The organism is Rhizobium sp. 05L429 (genome assembly GCF_056397645.1).
This window is the reverse complement of sequence record NZ_JBFTNV010000043.1, coordinates 40,933-56,207: the sequence shown is the minus strand read 5'-3', so window position 1 is coordinate 56,207 and position 15,275 is coordinate 40,933. Positions and strand designations below refer to the sequence as shown.

Genomic DNA, 15,275 nt, shown 5'->3' with positions numbered 1-15,275 from the left:
ACGGCCTGACCGAAAAGCTCGGACTGAACCTTGCCATCAGCCTGTTTGCCGATAACGGATTCAGCGGCTGCGATGGCGAGATCGACTGCAGCAGAGCGAACAGCCTTCATTGCGTCGGCTTCGGCCTGCTTGATCTTCTGCTCGGAAAGAGCCGTGCGATTGGCGACGAATTCTTCCGTTTTCTTCTTCGCTTCAGCGGTCAGCATTTCGGCTTCGCGCTCGGCAGCTGCCACGATGTGCGCGGCTTCAGCTTCGGCTTCCTTGCGCTTGCGCTGGTATTCGGCGAGCAGGTGCTGGGCTTCCTCGCGCAGACGCTTGGCTTCAGCCAGCTCGTTGCGGATCTGGTCGGCGCGATCGTCAAGCGACTTCGCCATCAAGCCCGGAACCTTCAGGTAAACAATCAGCGCCAGGAAGAGAACGAGGCCAACGAAGGCGAAGAAAGTTGCATCAAAAGCAAATTCCATCGATCAAGCCTCCTTCTTGACTGCTGCAACGGCAGCAGTGACATCAGACTGGGCAACCGAGCCGCCGATGAGCTGCTCGACAACAGCTGCTGCGGTTTCCTCGGCGATGGCACCGACATCGGCAAAGGCCTTTGTCTTCACGTCGGCGATACGGGCTTCGGCGGCCTTCAGCTTTTCGGTCAGGCTTGCTTCGACCGCGCGACGATCGCCCTCAGCCTTTACCTTGGCAGCATCGCGAGCGGCAGTGCCGATCGAGTTTGCCTTGGAACGGGCAGCGGCGAGTTCGCCTTCATAGGTTGCGACTGCGGCATCAGCTTCCGCCTTCAGGCGGCCGGCTTCTTCGACATCCTGCGAGATGCGGTTGTGACGCTGCTCGAGGATGGCACCGATGCGCGGTGCGATGACCTTTTGCATGAGCAGGTAGAAAATGACGAACGTGATCACCAGCCAGAGAAGCTGTGATGCATAGGTCGACGTATCGAAAGGCGGGAAAGGTCCGCGTGCGTGGCCGCCTTCGGCGACGCCAGTCTCGGTATGGACCTCGCCGGCAGCCGGAGCGGCATGCGCATCCGTCGCGGTTCCCGCCGGTGCCTCTTCAGCGTAGGCCGGGGTCACAAAGTACATGCTCACCTCCAGGTGTACTGCAAATGCAAAGGATCACGGCTCGCTGTTCGCAGGCCGTGATCCATCAATCCACCGATATTAAACGGCGAAGAGGAGGAGAAGAGCGACGAGCAGCGAGAAGATGCCCAGAGCTTCCGTAACGGCGAAGCCGAATACCAGACGGCCGAACTGGCTGTCAGCGGCAGACGGATTGCGCAGAGCGCCGGAGAGGTAGCTGCCGAAGATGTTGCCGAGGCCAAGAGCCGTACCGGCCATACCAAAGCAAGCCAGACCTGCACCGATGAACTTTGCTGCTTCCGCGTCCATGTTGAACTCCTTTAAATGGTTGTTGCGGCGAATGACTGACGCCCTTTGACGTCGATGTCGTTATCCTTAGTGCCCGCCCGGATGGATCGCGTCATTGAGGTACATGCAAGTCAGCACCGCAAAGACGTAAGCCTGAAGGAAGGCGACGAGGAACTCGAGACCGGTCAGGGCGACGGTCATGATGAGAGGAAGTACGGCTCCACCGACACCGACTGCACCGAGGGCTCCAAGCGAGGCGACAAAGCCTGCGAACACCTTCAATGTGATGTGACCAGCGAGCATGTTTGCGAAAAGACGAACAGAGAGCGAAATCGGGCGGGACAGGAAGGAAATGATTTCGATCGAGACGACCAGCGGCAACAAAATGCCCGGCACGCCCGAGGGCACGAAAACATTGAAGAAGTGGAAGCCGTGCTTATAGAAGCCGTAGACGAGAACCGTGCCGATGACGAGGATCGCCAGCGCAAAGGTGACGATGATCTGGCTGGTAATCGTGAAGAAATACGGGAACATGCCGAGCAGGTTTGCCGTCAACACGAACATGAAGAGCGAGAAGACCAGCGGGAAGAACTTCATTCCCTTGGTGCCTGCGCCTTCCTTCAGCATGCCGGCGATGAACTCATAGGACATTTCGGCGAGCGACTGCGAACGGCCCGGAACAATGGCGCGATTCGTGGTCGAGAAATAAAGGAAGCCAGCAGCGACGGCAGCCGAAGCCACCATGAAGAGAGATGCGTTGGTGAACGAGAAATCAATCCCGCCGATCTCGATCGGCACAATCTTGAAGATCTGGAACTGATGAGTCGGATCGTTTGACACCGGTTGCTCTCTCTCTTTGGCCCGCCCGAGAGGCGGAAATTGCACTGGGCCAGACGGCCCTATTTATCAGCGTTTTGGCGATCAAGGGGTTGGGCAACCTTCCCCGCAGCGCGCAAAACATTCAAAACGCCGGCACAGAATCCAAGAAGCAGAAGAACAATCAACCCCCAAGGCGTCGTGCCAACAAAATGGTCGAAGAGATAGCCGAGCACAGCACCGACAACGATGGCGGAAATGAATTCGCTGGAGAGTTTCATCGCCTGGGCATAACCTTTACGGCTCTGCTCGGCGCTCGCCTCTCTTGCCTCTTCTTTCCTGTCATCGACACGCTTGGAGGCGAGTTCCGCTCCCAGCTGCCGACGGCGCTGCTCAAGACTTTCTTCGCGGTCATCCGCCATCGTGCTCTCCTCCGCTCCCGTCGCCCGCAATCCCGCTACCCCGGTTTTCCGGACCACGGACGCAAAGGTTAAAGAACCTTCCGGCCCGTTCTGAAGTCGCGCGCAACATAGTTTTAGGGATTAGCATAGTCAAGGCGTAGAGAGCTTGTGTCCAGCCATAAAATAACCAAAAGAAATCAAAGCCTTAAACGGAATTTTGTCACTCTGAGCCGATTTCACCGAAAGAATCCGTCTTCGAACGGCGCCGGACGGCAAAAAATCGGCAATCAGCGGCCGTTTTGCCTCAACTCCAGCCACCGCCATAGGTGCGATAGAAGACATGCATGCCGATGCGGCCGACTTTTTCCATGCTTCCGGCCCAATTCGGCCGGACGTAGACAGCATGATAATGCGTGGCCGAACCGACCTGCGGCAGCCAGATCCTGCCGGCGGTTACGGCCATCGCCACATCGCGGGCGACGCGCCAGTGATACTGCGAATTCACACGGTCCTTGATGCTGTCGCAGGCGAAGGAAAACTGGCAGCGGTTGCGCCAATCTTCGTTCTGATAGACGACGCCGCAGATGGTCTTGGGATAGGCCGGGTTACGGACGCGGTTGAGGATGACCTGCGCGACAGCCGCCTGCCCTTTCACGGATTCACCGCGCGCCTCGAAATAGATGCCTGAAGCCAGGCATTGCTGCTCGCCGGCAGAAAAGACACCGGGCGGCAGGACGCTCGCGGCCCAGGCATGGTCCTTCGGGCCGATCTGCGGCACGAAACGGCCTTCATCCGTGTCGGTCAGGATCGAATCGAAGGGCGACTGGCGGGAATAATCCGGCGCTGCAGGCGCATAGGCCGTCGCCAGCACATCCGCCTTGTTGCTGGTCACGAGGCTTGCCAGCATGGCCGGCATGGCATTGTCCTGCTGCGGAACCGGCTCCTTCTTATAGAAGGCCGTGGCGATTTCGATTTCCTTGCCCATGATCTTGGGCTTCACGAAAGCGGATTTGTCCTTGAGATCGAAGTCCGGGCGGAAGAGAAGCTTGGTGCGCTGAAGGATAGAGCCAGCCGAGAAATCCTTCGGCGGCTGCATCTTTTCCACGGCGACGACACGCCCCTTCTTGGCATTGCGATTGACTCGATCCTCGTCCGGGGTCTCCTCATTGCCCTTCTCACCAGCAACGAAGGCAACCTTGCGGCCGTCGGGCAGCACCATGCCGGCACCGGCTGCGATCGAGCCGGTAGCAGCGGGATCAGCAAAGGCAAGTTCAGCCTGGTGGATTGAGCCAGCCGGCGAATTGGTCAGAACCATGCGCCAGCTTTCGCCGTCATTGTCGAGACCGGCGAGCATAGTGGCAAGATCGGCGTGAGAAGCAACGCTCGGGAAGATCAGCCATCCGGCCATGCCGAAAATCGCTGGAGAGACCCAGTTCTGGGGCAAGAGACGCAGCTTGCTGCGGGAGCGGCCATTTCGACGCAACGCGGACTCCAGGCATGGGACGCAGGAACAGTCCCAAGAAAATCTCGCATTAACCTTGATAGCTGGTTAACGAGCCATGCCGGAATATGCCCATGAGGATTTTCGCATGTTCTAATGCGGCTGATATTTTCGTGAGATGGACCACCTCACCCGGGTGCTTCCCATGCCGGTCACAGAAATCGGAGAGGGCAAGATGGCGCCCTCTCCTTCCGTCCCATCAAATAATGACGTGCGAACCCAATTCCACCACGCGGTTGGCCGGCAGGCGGAAGTAGTCGGAGGGGTTGGCGGCAGCGTTGGCGAGCGCGATGTAAAGGCGGTCCTGCCAGTATGGCATGCCGGACTTGGCATCGGGCACCAGCTTGCGGCGGCCGAGATAGAAGGACGTCGTCATAATGTCGAACTTCAGGCCCGTCTTGCGCAATGCCGCCAGCGCCTGCGAGACATTCTGCGATTCCATGAAGCCGAAGAGCAGTTCTACACGCGAGAAACGCTCGGAGATCTGCTCGACCTTGTAGCGCTCCTGCGGCGAGACACGCGGTTTGTTGACCGTGCGGATCGTCAGGATGACGTTGCGGTCATGGAGCACGTGATTGTGCTTGAGATTGTGCAGCAATGCGGCGGGTGCGGAATCCGGATCGCTGGTCAGGAAGATCGCGGTGCCCGGAACATGGGCCGGCGAATGCTCGCTCTTGCGCTCGATGGAGCTGACGAAGGAGGCAAGCGGAATATCCGTATGACGGGTCTTTTCCGTCAGGATCGCCGTGCCGCGACGCCAGGTCCACATGATGACGGTGAAAGCGGTCGCAATCATGATCGGGATGTAGCCGCCATCATGGATCTTCAGGAGGTTGGCGCCCAAGAAGATCAGCTCGAGAATGACCAGCGGCAGCAGCGCGATGATGGCAACCGGAAGCGACCAGTTCCAACGGACGCGGACGAATTCGAAGGCCATGATTGAAGTGACGACCATCGCGCCGGTGACCGAGATGCCGTAGGCGGTCGCCAGAGAATCCGAGGTCTTGAAGCCGAGCACGAGGAAGATGACGCCGAAGAACAGCACCGCGTTGACCGAAGGCACGAAGATCTGCCCGGTATTGGTCTCAGACGTGAAGAGAATTTCCATGCGCGGCAGGAAGCCGAGGTTGATTCCCTGACGTACGAGCGAGAAGGCGCCGGTGATGACGGCTTGGCTGGCGATGATCGTCGCGCAGGTCGCGAGGATGACCACCGGCAGTAGCGCCCACTTCGGATACATGAGGTAKAAGGGATCGGACATCGTCATCGGATTGCCCAGAACAAGCGCGCCCTGCCCCAAATAGTTCAGCGTCAGCGACGGGAAGACCAGCGCGAACCATGCCCACTGGATCGGGCGGCGGCCGAAGTGGCCGAGATCTGCATAGAGGGCTTCCGCGCCGGTGACGGTCAGGAAGACGGCACCGAGAACGACGACGCCATAGAAACCCTCGTGTAGCAGGAAGCTGATTGCATAATAGGGGTTGAAGGCGGCGAGGATGCCGTAGTCATCGGAGATATGAGCGATACCGGCGGCGGCCATGACGAGGAACCAAAGCGCCGTGATGGGGCCGAAGAATCGCGCGACCGCCCCCGTGCCATGCGACTGCACGACGAAGAGCAGTGCCAGAATTGCTACCGATATGGGCACGATATATTCCGACAGCTGCGGCGTGACGAGCTTGATACCTTCGACCGCTGACAGAACCGAGAGCGCCGGGGTGATCATGGCGTCGCCAAGAAAGAGCGCCGCGCCCATGAGGCCGAGCAGCATCAAGAGCGCGGTGTGGCCATTGGCGGTTTTCATCAGCAGGGCGAGCAGCGACAGCGTGCCGCCTTCGCCGTCGTTGTCGGCGCGCAACAGGAAGAGCACGTATTTGATGGTGACGATGATGGTCAGCGCCCAGATCATCAGGGAAATGAGGCTGATCACCTCGAAACGGGTAAGACCATCATGAGCAACCGGCTTCAGCGCTTCGCGGAACGCGTAAAGCGGGCTCGTGCCGATATCCCCGTAAACGACACCTACGGAGCCTAGCGCGAGATAAAAGAGCTTGCGCGGCGTGAGGTTGCGTTCTTGAGAATGGCTTTCTTCAGACATGAAGCAATTACRGGCTCCTCAGAGCCAGCCTTTCCAGCGGAAAAAGAAGAAGGGAATGACGGCGGAGATCACCATAAGGCCCAGCGAGTAAGGATAACCCGCGGTCAGGTGCAACTCCGGCATGAACTCGAAATTCATGCCGTAGATGGAGGCGACCAGCGTCGGCGGCAAGAACACGACAGAAGCGATCGAAAAAATCTTGATGATGGCGTTCTGCTCAATGTTGATGAGGCCGAGCGAGGCGTCGAGCAGGAAGGTGATGTTGCCGGCGACGAAGGAAGCATGTTCCGAAAGGGACTGGATATCGCGCGAAACGGTGCGGCAGAGTTCCTTGGTCTCCTGGTCGTGCTGCACGGCAGGGATCGTGTAGAAGAAGGTGAGAAGGCGCGAGAGCGAACCGAGACTGTCGCGCAGCTTGCTGATCATCCGGTGATGGCCGGCAATGTCCTTCAGTTTCTCTTCGAGGTAGTTCGAGGGCTTGCGCACCTTCTTGGCACGGTCGCCGAAGACGTGGACCGACAGGATATCCAGCCGGGAAATCGAGACTTCCAGCACTTCTGCCGTACGGTCGACAATCGTTTCCAGCAGCTTGGCAAGAAGGGCCGCGCCGCTGCGCCATTGCTCGGGTATGCGATGCAGGGCGGCGATGAAGAGCGCGAAGGATTTCGGATGGGCGTAACGGATGGTTACCAGCTTGCCGCCCGCGAGAATGAAGGCCACATCCGTCAGGGTCGGGGCTTCCGTTTCCGCTTTCCATATCAGCGAAGCGGTCATGTAGACGGCATTATTTTCGACGTAGAGGCGTGCCGACGGCTCGATTGCCCTGAGATCGTCCCTGGTCGGCACTTCGATGCCAAGGATCTTTTCGACATGGAGTTCCTCCTCGCGAGTCGGCTCGATCATGTCGATCCATACCACATCCGCCGGAAACTCCGGAGGGTTCGCCAGATCACGAAGCTCGACCGACTTGCAGTTGGAACAGTATGCGGTAATCACAGTCCGCATCTCCGGCGCCATATAGGCGCGAGCAGGGATACGCCCGGGGCGCTCGTCATCGACCGTAACGGAAGCGGATAAAGAAAGTTCATACAACTCCGGCCATATCCGGCCTTTCCGGCCGGGTTGCTCCACCGCATCGCAGTCACCAATCCTTCGATCGACAAGTCAACTCTGAACATGCAGAGAGGCCGGAACCTTCATCGACAGGCGGCCACCATAGAGCATTCGCAGACGCGCCATCATGACGCCGGCGGCATATGAAGCAAAGCCTGAAAATAATCAAGACATCTTACGTGAACGGCGCCTATTCATCTCATTTCGCCCACAATTTGAGGTGACCGGCTTGTGATTCGCACTATTCGAAGATGATCGCAGGTGCGGCGCGCAGCGGTTTTTCGCCGACCTGTTCCCAGACCTTGGCGGCGATAGCACGGTAGATTCCGGCCACGATGCCGTTCGGATCGGAGGCAACGAGCGGCGTTCCGGCATCCGAAGTCTCACGGATGTTCATCGTCAGCGGCACTTCGCCGAGGAAGGGCACGCCGATGCGCTCGGCTTCCTTGCGTGCACCGCCGTGGCCGAAGATATCGTAGCGCGTGCCGGTATCTGGTGCGACGAAATAGCTCATGTTCTCGACGATGCCTAGAACCGGCACTTCGACCTTGCGGAACATGTTGAGGCCCTTGCGGGCATCGATCAGCGCCAGATCCTGCGGCGTGGAGACAATCACGGCGCCGGCGAGCGGCACCTGCTGGGCCATGGTGAGCTGGGCATCGCCGGTGCCGGGCGGCATGTCGACGACGAGAACGTCAAGCTCACCCCAGGCGACTTCTCGCAGCATCTGCAGCAGCGCCGACTGAACCATCGGCCCGCGCCAGATCATCGCGGTTTCCTCATCGACGAGGAAGCCCATGGACATGACCTTGAGGCCGTAATTTTCCATCGGATTGATGATGCGGCCATCGATCTGCGTCGGGCGGCCGGATATCTTCAGGAGGCGCGGCATGGAAGGGCCGTAGATATCGGCATCGAGGATGCCGACGCGCAAACCATTCGCAAGGAGGCCGAGTGCCAGATTGACCGCAGTTGTCGACTTGCCGACGCCGCCCTTGCCCGATGCGACGGCGATAATGGAGCCGATGCCGGGAACGCCGATCTTGGCCGTGCGCGGCGGCTGTTGCTGGGGGGCATGGGAGTGGCCGTGATGGCTATGGTCAGCCTGCGGTGCGGGGCGCGCTGCAGGTGCATTTGCGGCGGCCTTCTTGTCTGCCGTCAGCGCCACAAGCGCACCTTTCACACCCGGCATTTCCTTGATGACACGCTCGGCGGCGAGCCGCAGCGGCTCCAGCTCCTTGGCGCGTTCGGCCGGCACGGTGATGGAGAAATAGACCTTGCCGTCGGAAATGAAGACGTCGGAGATCATGCCGAGTTCGACAATATTGTGCTCCAGATCCGGCCCGCGCACGGTCTTCAGCGTTTCCAGAACCTGTTCCTTGGTGACCTCGGTCATACCACCCTCACTGCTTTTCCTTGTCAGTAAATAGTGGAGGCCGGCAGCTTCGCCAAACAAAATCGAGTGGCAGGCACATCTCATATTTAAGGAAAGGCAACGGGTTCTCTCTCCGTTGCGGCCACCAAGTCCGCCGGGCTTTCGCCCTGATGGCCGCAACGGCTCCCCGAGAACCGGCGCAATTCGGGGCGAAGTAGAGCAAGCGGAAAAAAACGCCAGAAAAAATCGAAAGAAATCGTCCGGTTTCGGAACAGCGGCTAAAGGCGGTTGCCTAAACGCAACAACCGCCGCCAACATCGTAGAGCCGGGAGAAAAGCGGCAACGACATCAGACGGCGGCGTGTCGGTCGCACCATTGAACTGGCGCTGTTAAAGTCCCCTCTGGACCTCTGCAGGTAATGATGCACGAAGCATGCCAACTGCGGAATCCGGTGATAAAGATGATAATTGTCAGTCCGGGACCGCCTGCAAAGGGAATGGCGCTCACATATTGAGCACGATGGCAGCTACTGACGTTATTTTAGGCCGGCATGCCTACTAATCCGGAGCCACTAATGGAGCTACTTGATAAGGCCGATGCGCAGCGCCTTGGCGACCGCCTGCGTGCGGTTGACCGTATCAAGCTTCTTGGTAGCGCGGTTCAGATAGTGATTGACCGTGTGTTCCGAGAGTTCGAGGATTTCGGCTATCTCGGCGCTCGTCTTTCCTGCTGCGGTCCAGTTGAGGCAATCGATCTCGCGGTCGGTCAGTGTATCGGTCATGCGCGTATCGAGATTGCGGATCTCGGCGAGCCGGTCGAAGACGTGGATGGCGATGTAGCTGAGTTCGCGCATCTCGGCAGGCGTATAAGGTTCGCGATCGCCGGCGAAGGAGACCGCGCCGCGCGCGCCAGACGGTTCGTGGGTCGGAAAATAGGCGCAGCGCATCATCTTGAAGCGTTCGAAAAGGGTTGCCACGAGGCCCGACTTACCGTCGTCGCGCGGCCAGTTGGCCCGTGCCGTGTCGTGGAAGAAAGGTAAGGTCGAGGTGCGCAGCCGTCGCAGGACCGGACTGTTCATCATCAGTCCCTCCTGATCATAGATGGACAGCAGTTCGGCCGGCCAGCTCGTGATGATCGTATTGCCCTGGAGGTCGAAGGAGGTGATCGGGGGCAGGTTCAGAACCATGAAGGCCCGGCCCCGATAGGCCTCCGTCACCCGCTTCATGAAGCGGAAGATGTCGAACTGCGTCTTTAGACTGGCGACCTCCTGGACATAGGCGTCTTCCACCGAAGTTTGCGGTAAGCTTGCCATCAGATTTTTTCGCCTTCGAACCGGGCTTTGGGTAAACCGCTGGCAGCCTGTTTGGGAGGTCAGGTACAGGGTGGGTTACACAACGCCCGTCAGATCAATAGGATCAGCCTCGGCGCGCAGCGCGGTCGGCCGGTGATTTGTCGATGATTTCGCGGACGACCCCAGTTGGCGTGATTCGCCGTCAAATCTCAATAACGCACTCATCATAAGCATGCTATGTATACGACGTCCAGCAATTGCCCGGGGTCAAATCGGTTTCAACGCCTCGGCCCGAGGCGGATGCGCATTTCGTCTATGATTTTCCGTGCTGTCACCTGAACCGGAACGGCCCATTCGTGAAGAAGTTCCATCGACAGGCGGTAAGCTGGACCGGTGACAGAAACCCCACCGATGAAGGAGCCGTCGTCCGACCAGATGGGAGCGGCGACACAGCAGATACCCGCCTCATGCTCCTCCCGGTCGAAAGCATGACCGGCTGAGGCGATTTCGCCGATCTCTACCAGCAGGGTTTCAGCGTTCACATGCGTCGCCGGAGTGAAGCGGGTGAAGCGCAGGCTCGGAAGCAATTCGCGGAGTTTGTCTGATGGCAGAATTGAAAGGGCAGCTTTGCCGACACCGGTGCAATAGCAGGGCGAAGCATTGCCGATCTGTGAATACATGCGCACCGGCTGGTGCCCTTCGACCTTGTCGAGGTAGATGATGGAGGAGCCGCGCAGCACGCCGAGATGGACGGTCTCACCGGTCCTCCGATGGAGGGCGGCGAGATGCGGCGCGGCAATCAGGCGGAATTCGTTGCGCGCCCAGCTTCGTGAGGCAAAGTCGAGCAACCGCAGGCCGGGCGCATAACGCCCCTCGGCATCGAGCTCGAGAAGTCCCTCCTCCAAGAGATGACCGAGCTGGCGGTGCAGTGTGCCGCKCGGCTGGTTGGCAAGCGCGAGGATATCGGTGAAGCGCAAGGGAGCATCGGCATGGGTGACGAGATCGAGCAGCACCATCAGCTTGCCGAGCGTGCCGGTGTCACGCGGCGTGCCGGTGTCGCGCAACATGCTTTCGTCATCTGCCTGCGCCATGCTGTCGCCGCTTGATATCATCGCCTTTCCCGCCCTTGACAGGAACGGCAGCCTAATCGGATAATTCCATATAGTCAAATTAAGTTCCAAATAATGGAATTCACAGCATGCCGGGAGGAGAAACGGTGAGCGCTATGTCTGCACAATTCCCCGAATTCAAGGACCGCACGGTGCTGGTGAGCGGCGGCGGTTCCGGCATCGGTGCTGCCCTCGTCGAGGGTTTCGCAAGGCAGGGCGCGAAGGTTTCCTTCCTCGACATCGCCGAGGCTGAAAGCCGGGAACTGGCTGGGCGGCTTTCCCGCGAGAATGCGCATCCGGTCAGCTTCTACCACACGGACCTGCGCGATATCGACGCCATCAGGCGCACGGTGAACGCGGTTGTCGAAAAGTCCGGGCCGATCCGGGTGCTTATCAACAATGCAGCCTGGGACGACAGGCACGAATTCGACGATGTGACCGAGGACTATTGGGACAATAACCAGGCAGTCAACCTTCGGCATGTCTTCTTCACCTCGCAGGCAGTTGTACCTTCGATGCGGGCGGCCGGCGGCGGGGCGATCATCAACATGTCGTCTATCGCCTTCAAATTGAACATGGGCGTTTTCCCCGCCTATGCTGCGGCCAAAGCCGCAGTGGTCGGCCTGACAAAGAGCATGGCCGGAAAGCTCGGCGCTAACGGTATMCGMGTCAACTGCATCCTGCCCGGCATGGTGGTGACCGAGCGACAGATGAAGCTGTGGCTGACGGAGGAGAGCATTGCCCGTTCCGTGCAGGGGCAGTGTCTGAAAATCGTATTGAAGGCGGACGCGATCGTCGGTCCCGCCTTGTTTCTTGCATCCGACTGCGCAGCCGCCATGACCGCGCAGTCCCTAATCGTCGATGGAGGCGTTCTCTGATGGCAAATCCCGCTTATATTGCGGTGGACTGGGGCACAAGCAGCTTCCGGCTCTGGCTTATCGGTGCGGACAGCAGCATTCTTGCCGAGCGCCGCAGCGGCGAAGGTATGACGACCGCCGCCAAGACCGGCTTTTCCCAAGTTCTCGCTGGACATCTCACAGCCGTCGAAGCGCCCGCGGACCTGCCGGTCATCGTCTGCGGCATGGCGGGCGCCCGGCAGGGCTGGGTCGAGGCTGGTTATATCGATGTGCCCGCCTCCCTCTCCTCGATTCTATCAGGCGCAGTGTCCGTGCCGGGCGAAAACCGCGATGTGCGCATCCTRCCCGGTCTTGCCCAGCGCGATGCGGTGGCGCCCGATGTCATGCGCGGCGAGGAAACGCAGCTTCTCGGTGCGCTCGGGCCCGACAGCAAGGGTGCACAAGCCGTCTGCATGCCCGGCACCCATTCCAAGTGGGTCCATGTTGACGACGGTACGGTCACCGGCTTCTCCAGCTTCATGACCGGCGAGCTTTTCGACGCCGTCACCAAGCATACGATCCTCATGCATGCCGTTGCCGGCGCCGAGGACCAGCCGGCCGATGCCGCAGCCTTCGAAGCAGCAGTCGCGGCCGCCTTCAAGCGGCCGGCGCTCGTATCGAACCTGATTTTCACCGCGCGCTCAGGCCAGCTTCTGCACGGTATTTCGGCTGCGGCCGCACAGGCTAAACTCTCGGGCACCCTGATCGGCCTCGAAATTGCCGGCGCGCTGCAGGATGCCGGCAAGGATACGGCCATCACGCTCGTTGCGTCCGGACGCCTGCAGGCGCTTTACGAGCAGGCCTTCCGCACGCTCTCCCTTTCCTTCACCGCCGTCGATGCCGATGCCGCCGTTCGCGGCGGGCTTTCGGCCGCTGCCCGGGCCATCTGGCCGAACTGAGAAAGACATCTCCCATGAACCGTATCCCCTTCCCCGATATGAAGCGCCCGTTGATTGCCATTCTGCGCGGCATAAAGCCCGAAGAAACCGAGACCGTGGTCGGTGCGCTGATCGAAAACGGCCTGACGGCGATCGAAATCCCGCTCAACTCGCCGCAACCCTTCAAGTCTATCGAGATTGCTGCCAAGATGGCACCTGATAACGTGCTGATCGGTGCCGGCACCGTGCTCACCACAGAGGCCGTCGACAGCCTGCATGCGGCGGGCGGCAAACTGCTGGTGACCCCGAATGTCGAACCCGACGTGATCATCCGCGCACGCGACTACGGCATGGTGACAATGCCTGGCGTCTTTACGCCGACGGAAGCACTGCAGGCCGCCCGCGCGGGTGCAACCGGCCTCAAGTTCTTCCCCGCCAGCGTTCTCGGCCCTTCCGGCATCACCGCAATCCGCGCCATCCTGCCTCCGGAAATGGTAATTGCGGCGGTCGGCGGCGTATCGGACAAAAACTTCTCCGATTATACCAAAGCCGGCATTCTCGCCTTCGGCCTCGGCACCAGCATTTACAAGCCCGGAATGACTAATGCAGAGGTTGCCGAGCGCGCCAAGGCAACCATCTTAGCCTATGACGCGGCCATAGGAGCATAGGCATATGACTGATATTTATGAATTCGAGGGCAAAACACTTTGCAATACCAATTCGGTTCTCGGTGAGGGGCCGACTTACGATCCCGTTTCCAACTCCGTCTGGTGGTTCAACATTCTCGGCAAGGAGCTTCACGAACTCAATCTTTCGACGGACGAGAAGAAGGTGCATTCGCTGCCCGTCATGGCAAGCGTGCTTGCGCGGATCGATTCTGAGCGCCAGCTACTGGCGACCGAAGAGGGGCTTTTCGTGCGAGATATCGCCAGCGGCAAGCTGACTTTCTATGCAGCGCTCGAAAATGACAGGCCGGAAAACCGCTCCAACGACGGCCGCACGCATCCCTCCGGCGCGTTGTGGATCAGCACGATGAGCAAGCGCGCCGAGCAACAGGCGGGCGCGATCTACCACGTCGCCGCCGGCAGGGTGACGAAGATCTTCGGTGGCATCAGCATTCCGAACTCTATCTGCTTTTCGCCTGACGGTACGACCGGCTATTTTACCGATACCCGCCTCAGCCGTCTGATGCGCGTCATGGTCGATCCGCAGACCGGCCTCCCCGCCGGTGAACCGATCGTGATGGTCGATAGCATGGACGAACCCGGCGGGCTCGACGGTTCGGTCTGCGATGCCGATGGCTACATCTGGAATGCCCGCTGGGGCGCTGGCGTCGTCGACCGCTACAGCCCGGATGGCCTGCGTATCGCCCGCTACAAAGTGCCAGCCGCCCAGCCTTCCTGCCCGGCCTTCATCGGCGCCAATGCCGACCGGCTGGTGGTGACGACAGCCTGGGAGGGGCTTGACGAGGATGCCCGATCCGCCCAGCCGAGCGCCGGCGCGCTGCTCGAACTCGGCATCACAGTGAAGGGCGTTTTCGATCCTGCCTACGTAATCTAAAGGCAAAGGCCTCGAATTCAGAAGGCGCTCCATTGCGGGGCGCCTTTGCTTTTTCGGGCTGTTTTCCGCTCAAGGTTCCGTGAAAATCGTAAAATTTTCCGTGTCTTCGCCCGGAACCAATAGGCACACCGGTCATTTCATTCGTGAACCGGCGTGGCAGAAATGCCTGAAAAAACAGGCGCTGCCGGGCCTGGATCACTCATGAAACAAAGGTAGGTTCGATATGACACGCAAACTTCTGACGACCGTTGCCGCTGGCGCCCTGTTTGCCACGGCCTTCGCACCGGCGGCATTTTCACAGACGGCTCCGCAGCCAGCTAACCCCGCTGCTCCGACGCAGTCTGCGCCCGCCGACCCGGCATCGCCGGCGCCGGCCGAGCCGGTGAAGCCGATGGCTCCGGCAGGTGATGCCGCGCAGGCTCCGGCGCCCGCTCCGAGCACCGATACAGCTCAGGCAGGTGGTGACAGCTACCTGACCCAGCAGGCCCCGGACCAGATCAGCGCCAATACCTATATCGGCCAGTCGGTCTATAACGGCAACAATGAGAGCATCGGTGACGTCAACGACCTGATCCTCAAGAAGGATGGCGGTATCGTAGCAGCGATCATCGGTGTCGGCGGCTTCCTTGGCATCGGCGAAAAGAACGTCGCTGTGCCGATGGAAAAAGTCACTGCCGCCCAGAATACGCAGGACGGTTCCGTCAAGTTGACGACCACGGAAACCGCAGAATCGCTGAAGGCGGCACCGGAGTTCAAGACACTGCAGATGCAGTCGGCTGAAAAGGCTCCGGCAGCGACCGGCACGGCGATGCCGACRGACAGTACGTCCACCGGCTCGACCACCAACAAGTAATTCAGCGGAGA

General features: G+C 59.8%; 16 protein-coding genes. 5 read left to right on the top strand and 11 right to left on the bottom strand.

Features of this window, described 5'->3' with window-relative positions; translation table 11 throughout:
- From AC1DNW_RS31945 to AC1DNW_RS31895, 11 genes are all read right to left on the bottom strand, one after another.
- On the bottom strand, positions 1-464 hold a 464-nt coding region (locus AC1DNW_RS31945; protein WP_477855425.1), incomplete at its 3' end, for a F0F1 ATP synthase subunit B.
- Positions 465-467: 3 nt separating this feature from the next.
- Positions 468-1,088 (bottom strand): F0F1 ATP synthase subunit B, encoded by a 621-nt coding sequence (locus tag AC1DNW_RS31940; protein ID WP_113308191.1) that lies wholly within the window; start codon positions 1,086-1,088, stop codon positions 468-470.
- A gap of 78 nt (positions 1,089-1,166) precedes the next feature.
- Positions 1,167-1,394, bottom strand: coding sequence for a F0F1 ATP synthase subunit C (locus AC1DNW_RS31935; RefSeq protein WP_015338972.1), 228 nt, complete (start codon positions 1,392-1,394; stop codon positions 1,167-1,169).
- 66 nt (positions 1,395-1,460) lie between these two features.
- The gene (locus tag AC1DNW_RS31930; protein ID WP_113295156.1) at positions 1,461-2,213 is read right to left on the bottom strand and encodes a F0F1 ATP synthase subunit A; all 753 of its coding nucleotides are present in this window, start codon (positions 2,211-2,213) and stop codon (positions 1,461-1,463) included.
- A 59-nt stretch (positions 2,214-2,272) separates the two neighbouring features.
- Positions 2,273-2,611 (bottom strand): AtpZ/AtpI family protein, encoded by a 339-nt coding sequence (locus AC1DNW_RS31925; RefSeq protein ID WP_113295155.1) that lies wholly within the window; start codon positions 2,609-2,611, stop codon positions 2,273-2,275.
- A 283-nt stretch (positions 2,612-2,894) separates the two neighbouring features.
- Positions 2,895-4,073 (bottom strand): cell wall hydrolase, encoded by a 1,179-nt coding sequence (locus tag AC1DNW_RS31920; RefSeq protein WP_113308190.1) that lies wholly within the window; start codon positions 4,071-4,073, stop codon positions 2,895-2,897.
- 217 nt (positions 4,074-4,290) lie between these two features.
- Positions 4,291-6,189, bottom strand: coding sequence for a potassium transporter Kup (locus AC1DNW_RS31915; protein WP_477855424.1), 1,899 nt, complete (start codon positions 6,187-6,189; stop codon positions 4,291-4,293).
- A gap of 18 nt (positions 6,190-6,207) precedes the next feature.
- Positions 6,208-7,185 (bottom strand): magnesium transporter CorA family protein, encoded by a 978-nt coding sequence (locus AC1DNW_RS31910; RefSeq protein ID WP_113295179.1) that lies wholly within the window; start codon positions 7,183-7,185, stop codon positions 6,208-6,210.
- A gap of 358 nt (positions 7,186-7,543) precedes the next feature.
- A complete protein-coding gene (locus tag AC1DNW_RS31905; RefSeq protein ID WP_113308189.1) occupies positions 7,544-8,698 on the bottom strand; it encodes an Mrp/NBP35 family ATP-binding protein in 1,155 nt (384 codons plus the stop codon).
- Positions 8,699-9,257: 559 nt separating this feature from the next.
- Entirely contained in the window at positions 9,258-9,989 is a 732-nt protein-coding gene (locus AC1DNW_RS31900) for a helix-turn-helix transcriptional regulator (protein WP_113308188.1), read from the bottom strand.
- Between the two features lie 257 nt (positions 9,990-10,246).
- Entirely contained in the window at positions 10,247-11,059 is an 813-nt protein-coding gene (locus tag AC1DNW_RS31895; protein ID WP_477855426.1) for an IclR family transcriptional regulator, read from the bottom strand.
- Positions 11,060-11,193: 134 nt separating this feature from the next.
- Here AC1DNW_RS31895 and AC1DNW_RS31890 point away from each other — a divergent pair, with 134 nt between their 5' ends.
- The 5 genes from AC1DNW_RS31890 to AC1DNW_RS31870 all read left to right on the top strand — a co-directional run bounded on the left by AC1DNW_RS31890 (position 11,194) and on the right by AC1DNW_RS31870 (position 15,264).
- Positions 11,194-11,955: an SDR family NAD(P)-dependent oxidoreductase gene (locus AC1DNW_RS31890; protein ID WP_477855423.1), complete on the top strand. Its 762-nt coding sequence runs from the start codon at positions 11,194-11,196 to the stop codon at positions 11,953-11,955.
- On the top strand, positions 11,955-12,872 hold the full coding sequence (locus AC1DNW_RS31885) for a 2-dehydro-3-deoxygalactonokinase (RefSeq protein WP_113308186.1): 918 nt from the start codon (positions 11,955-11,957) through the stop codon (positions 12,870-12,872). The genes AC1DNW_RS31890 and AC1DNW_RS31885 overlap by 1 nt, the downstream gene beginning before the upstream one ends.
- Positions 12,873-12,886: 14 nt before the next feature.
- Positions 12,887-13,519, top strand: coding sequence for a 2-dehydro-3-deoxy-6-phosphogalactonate aldolase (locus AC1DNW_RS31880; RefSeq protein WP_113308185.1), 633 nt, complete (start codon positions 12,887-12,889; stop codon positions 13,517-13,519).
- Between the two features lie 4 nt (positions 13,520-13,523).
- On the top strand, positions 13,524-14,411 hold the full coding sequence (locus AC1DNW_RS31875) for an SMP-30/gluconolactonase/LRE family protein (protein ID WP_113295147.1): 888 nt from the start codon (positions 13,524-13,526) through the stop codon (positions 14,409-14,411).
- 223 nt (positions 14,412-14,634) lie between these two features.
- The gene (locus AC1DNW_RS31870) at positions 14,635-15,264 is read left to right on the top strand and encodes a PRC-barrel domain-containing protein (RefSeq protein ID WP_113308184.1); all 630 of its coding nucleotides are present in this window, start codon (positions 14,635-14,637) and stop codon (positions 15,262-15,264) included.
- Positions 15,265-15,275 lie beyond the last annotated feature (11 nt).

Coding starts and splice junctions, on each gene's coding strand:
- AC1DNW_RS31940 (WP_113308191.1), bottom strand. CDS start 1,088: ATGTACTTTGTGACCCCGGCCTACGCTGAAGAGGCACCGGCGGGAACC.
- AC1DNW_RS31935 (WP_015338972.1), bottom strand. CDS start 1,394: ATGGACGCGGAAGCAGCAAAGTTCATCGGTGCAGGTCTGGCTTGCTTT.
- AC1DNW_RS31925 (WP_113295155.1), bottom strand. CDS start 2,611: ATGGCGGATGACCGCGAAGAAAGTCTTGAGCAGCGCCGTCGGCAGCTG.
- AC1DNW_RS31905 (WP_113308189.1), bottom strand. CDS start 8,698: ATGACCGAGGTCACCAAGGAACAGGTTCTGGAAACGCTGAAGACCGTG.
- AC1DNW_RS31900 (WP_113308188.1), bottom strand. CDS start 9,989: ATGGCAAGCTTACCGCAAACTTCGGTGGAAGACGCCTATGTCCAGGAG.
- AC1DNW_RS31880 (WP_113308185.1), top strand. CDS start 12,887: ATGAACCGTATCCCCTTCCCCGATATGAAGCGCCCGTTGATTGCCATT.
- AC1DNW_RS31875 (WP_113295147.1), top strand. CDS start 13,524: ATGACTGATATTTATGAATTCGAGGGCAAAACACTTTGCAATACCAAT.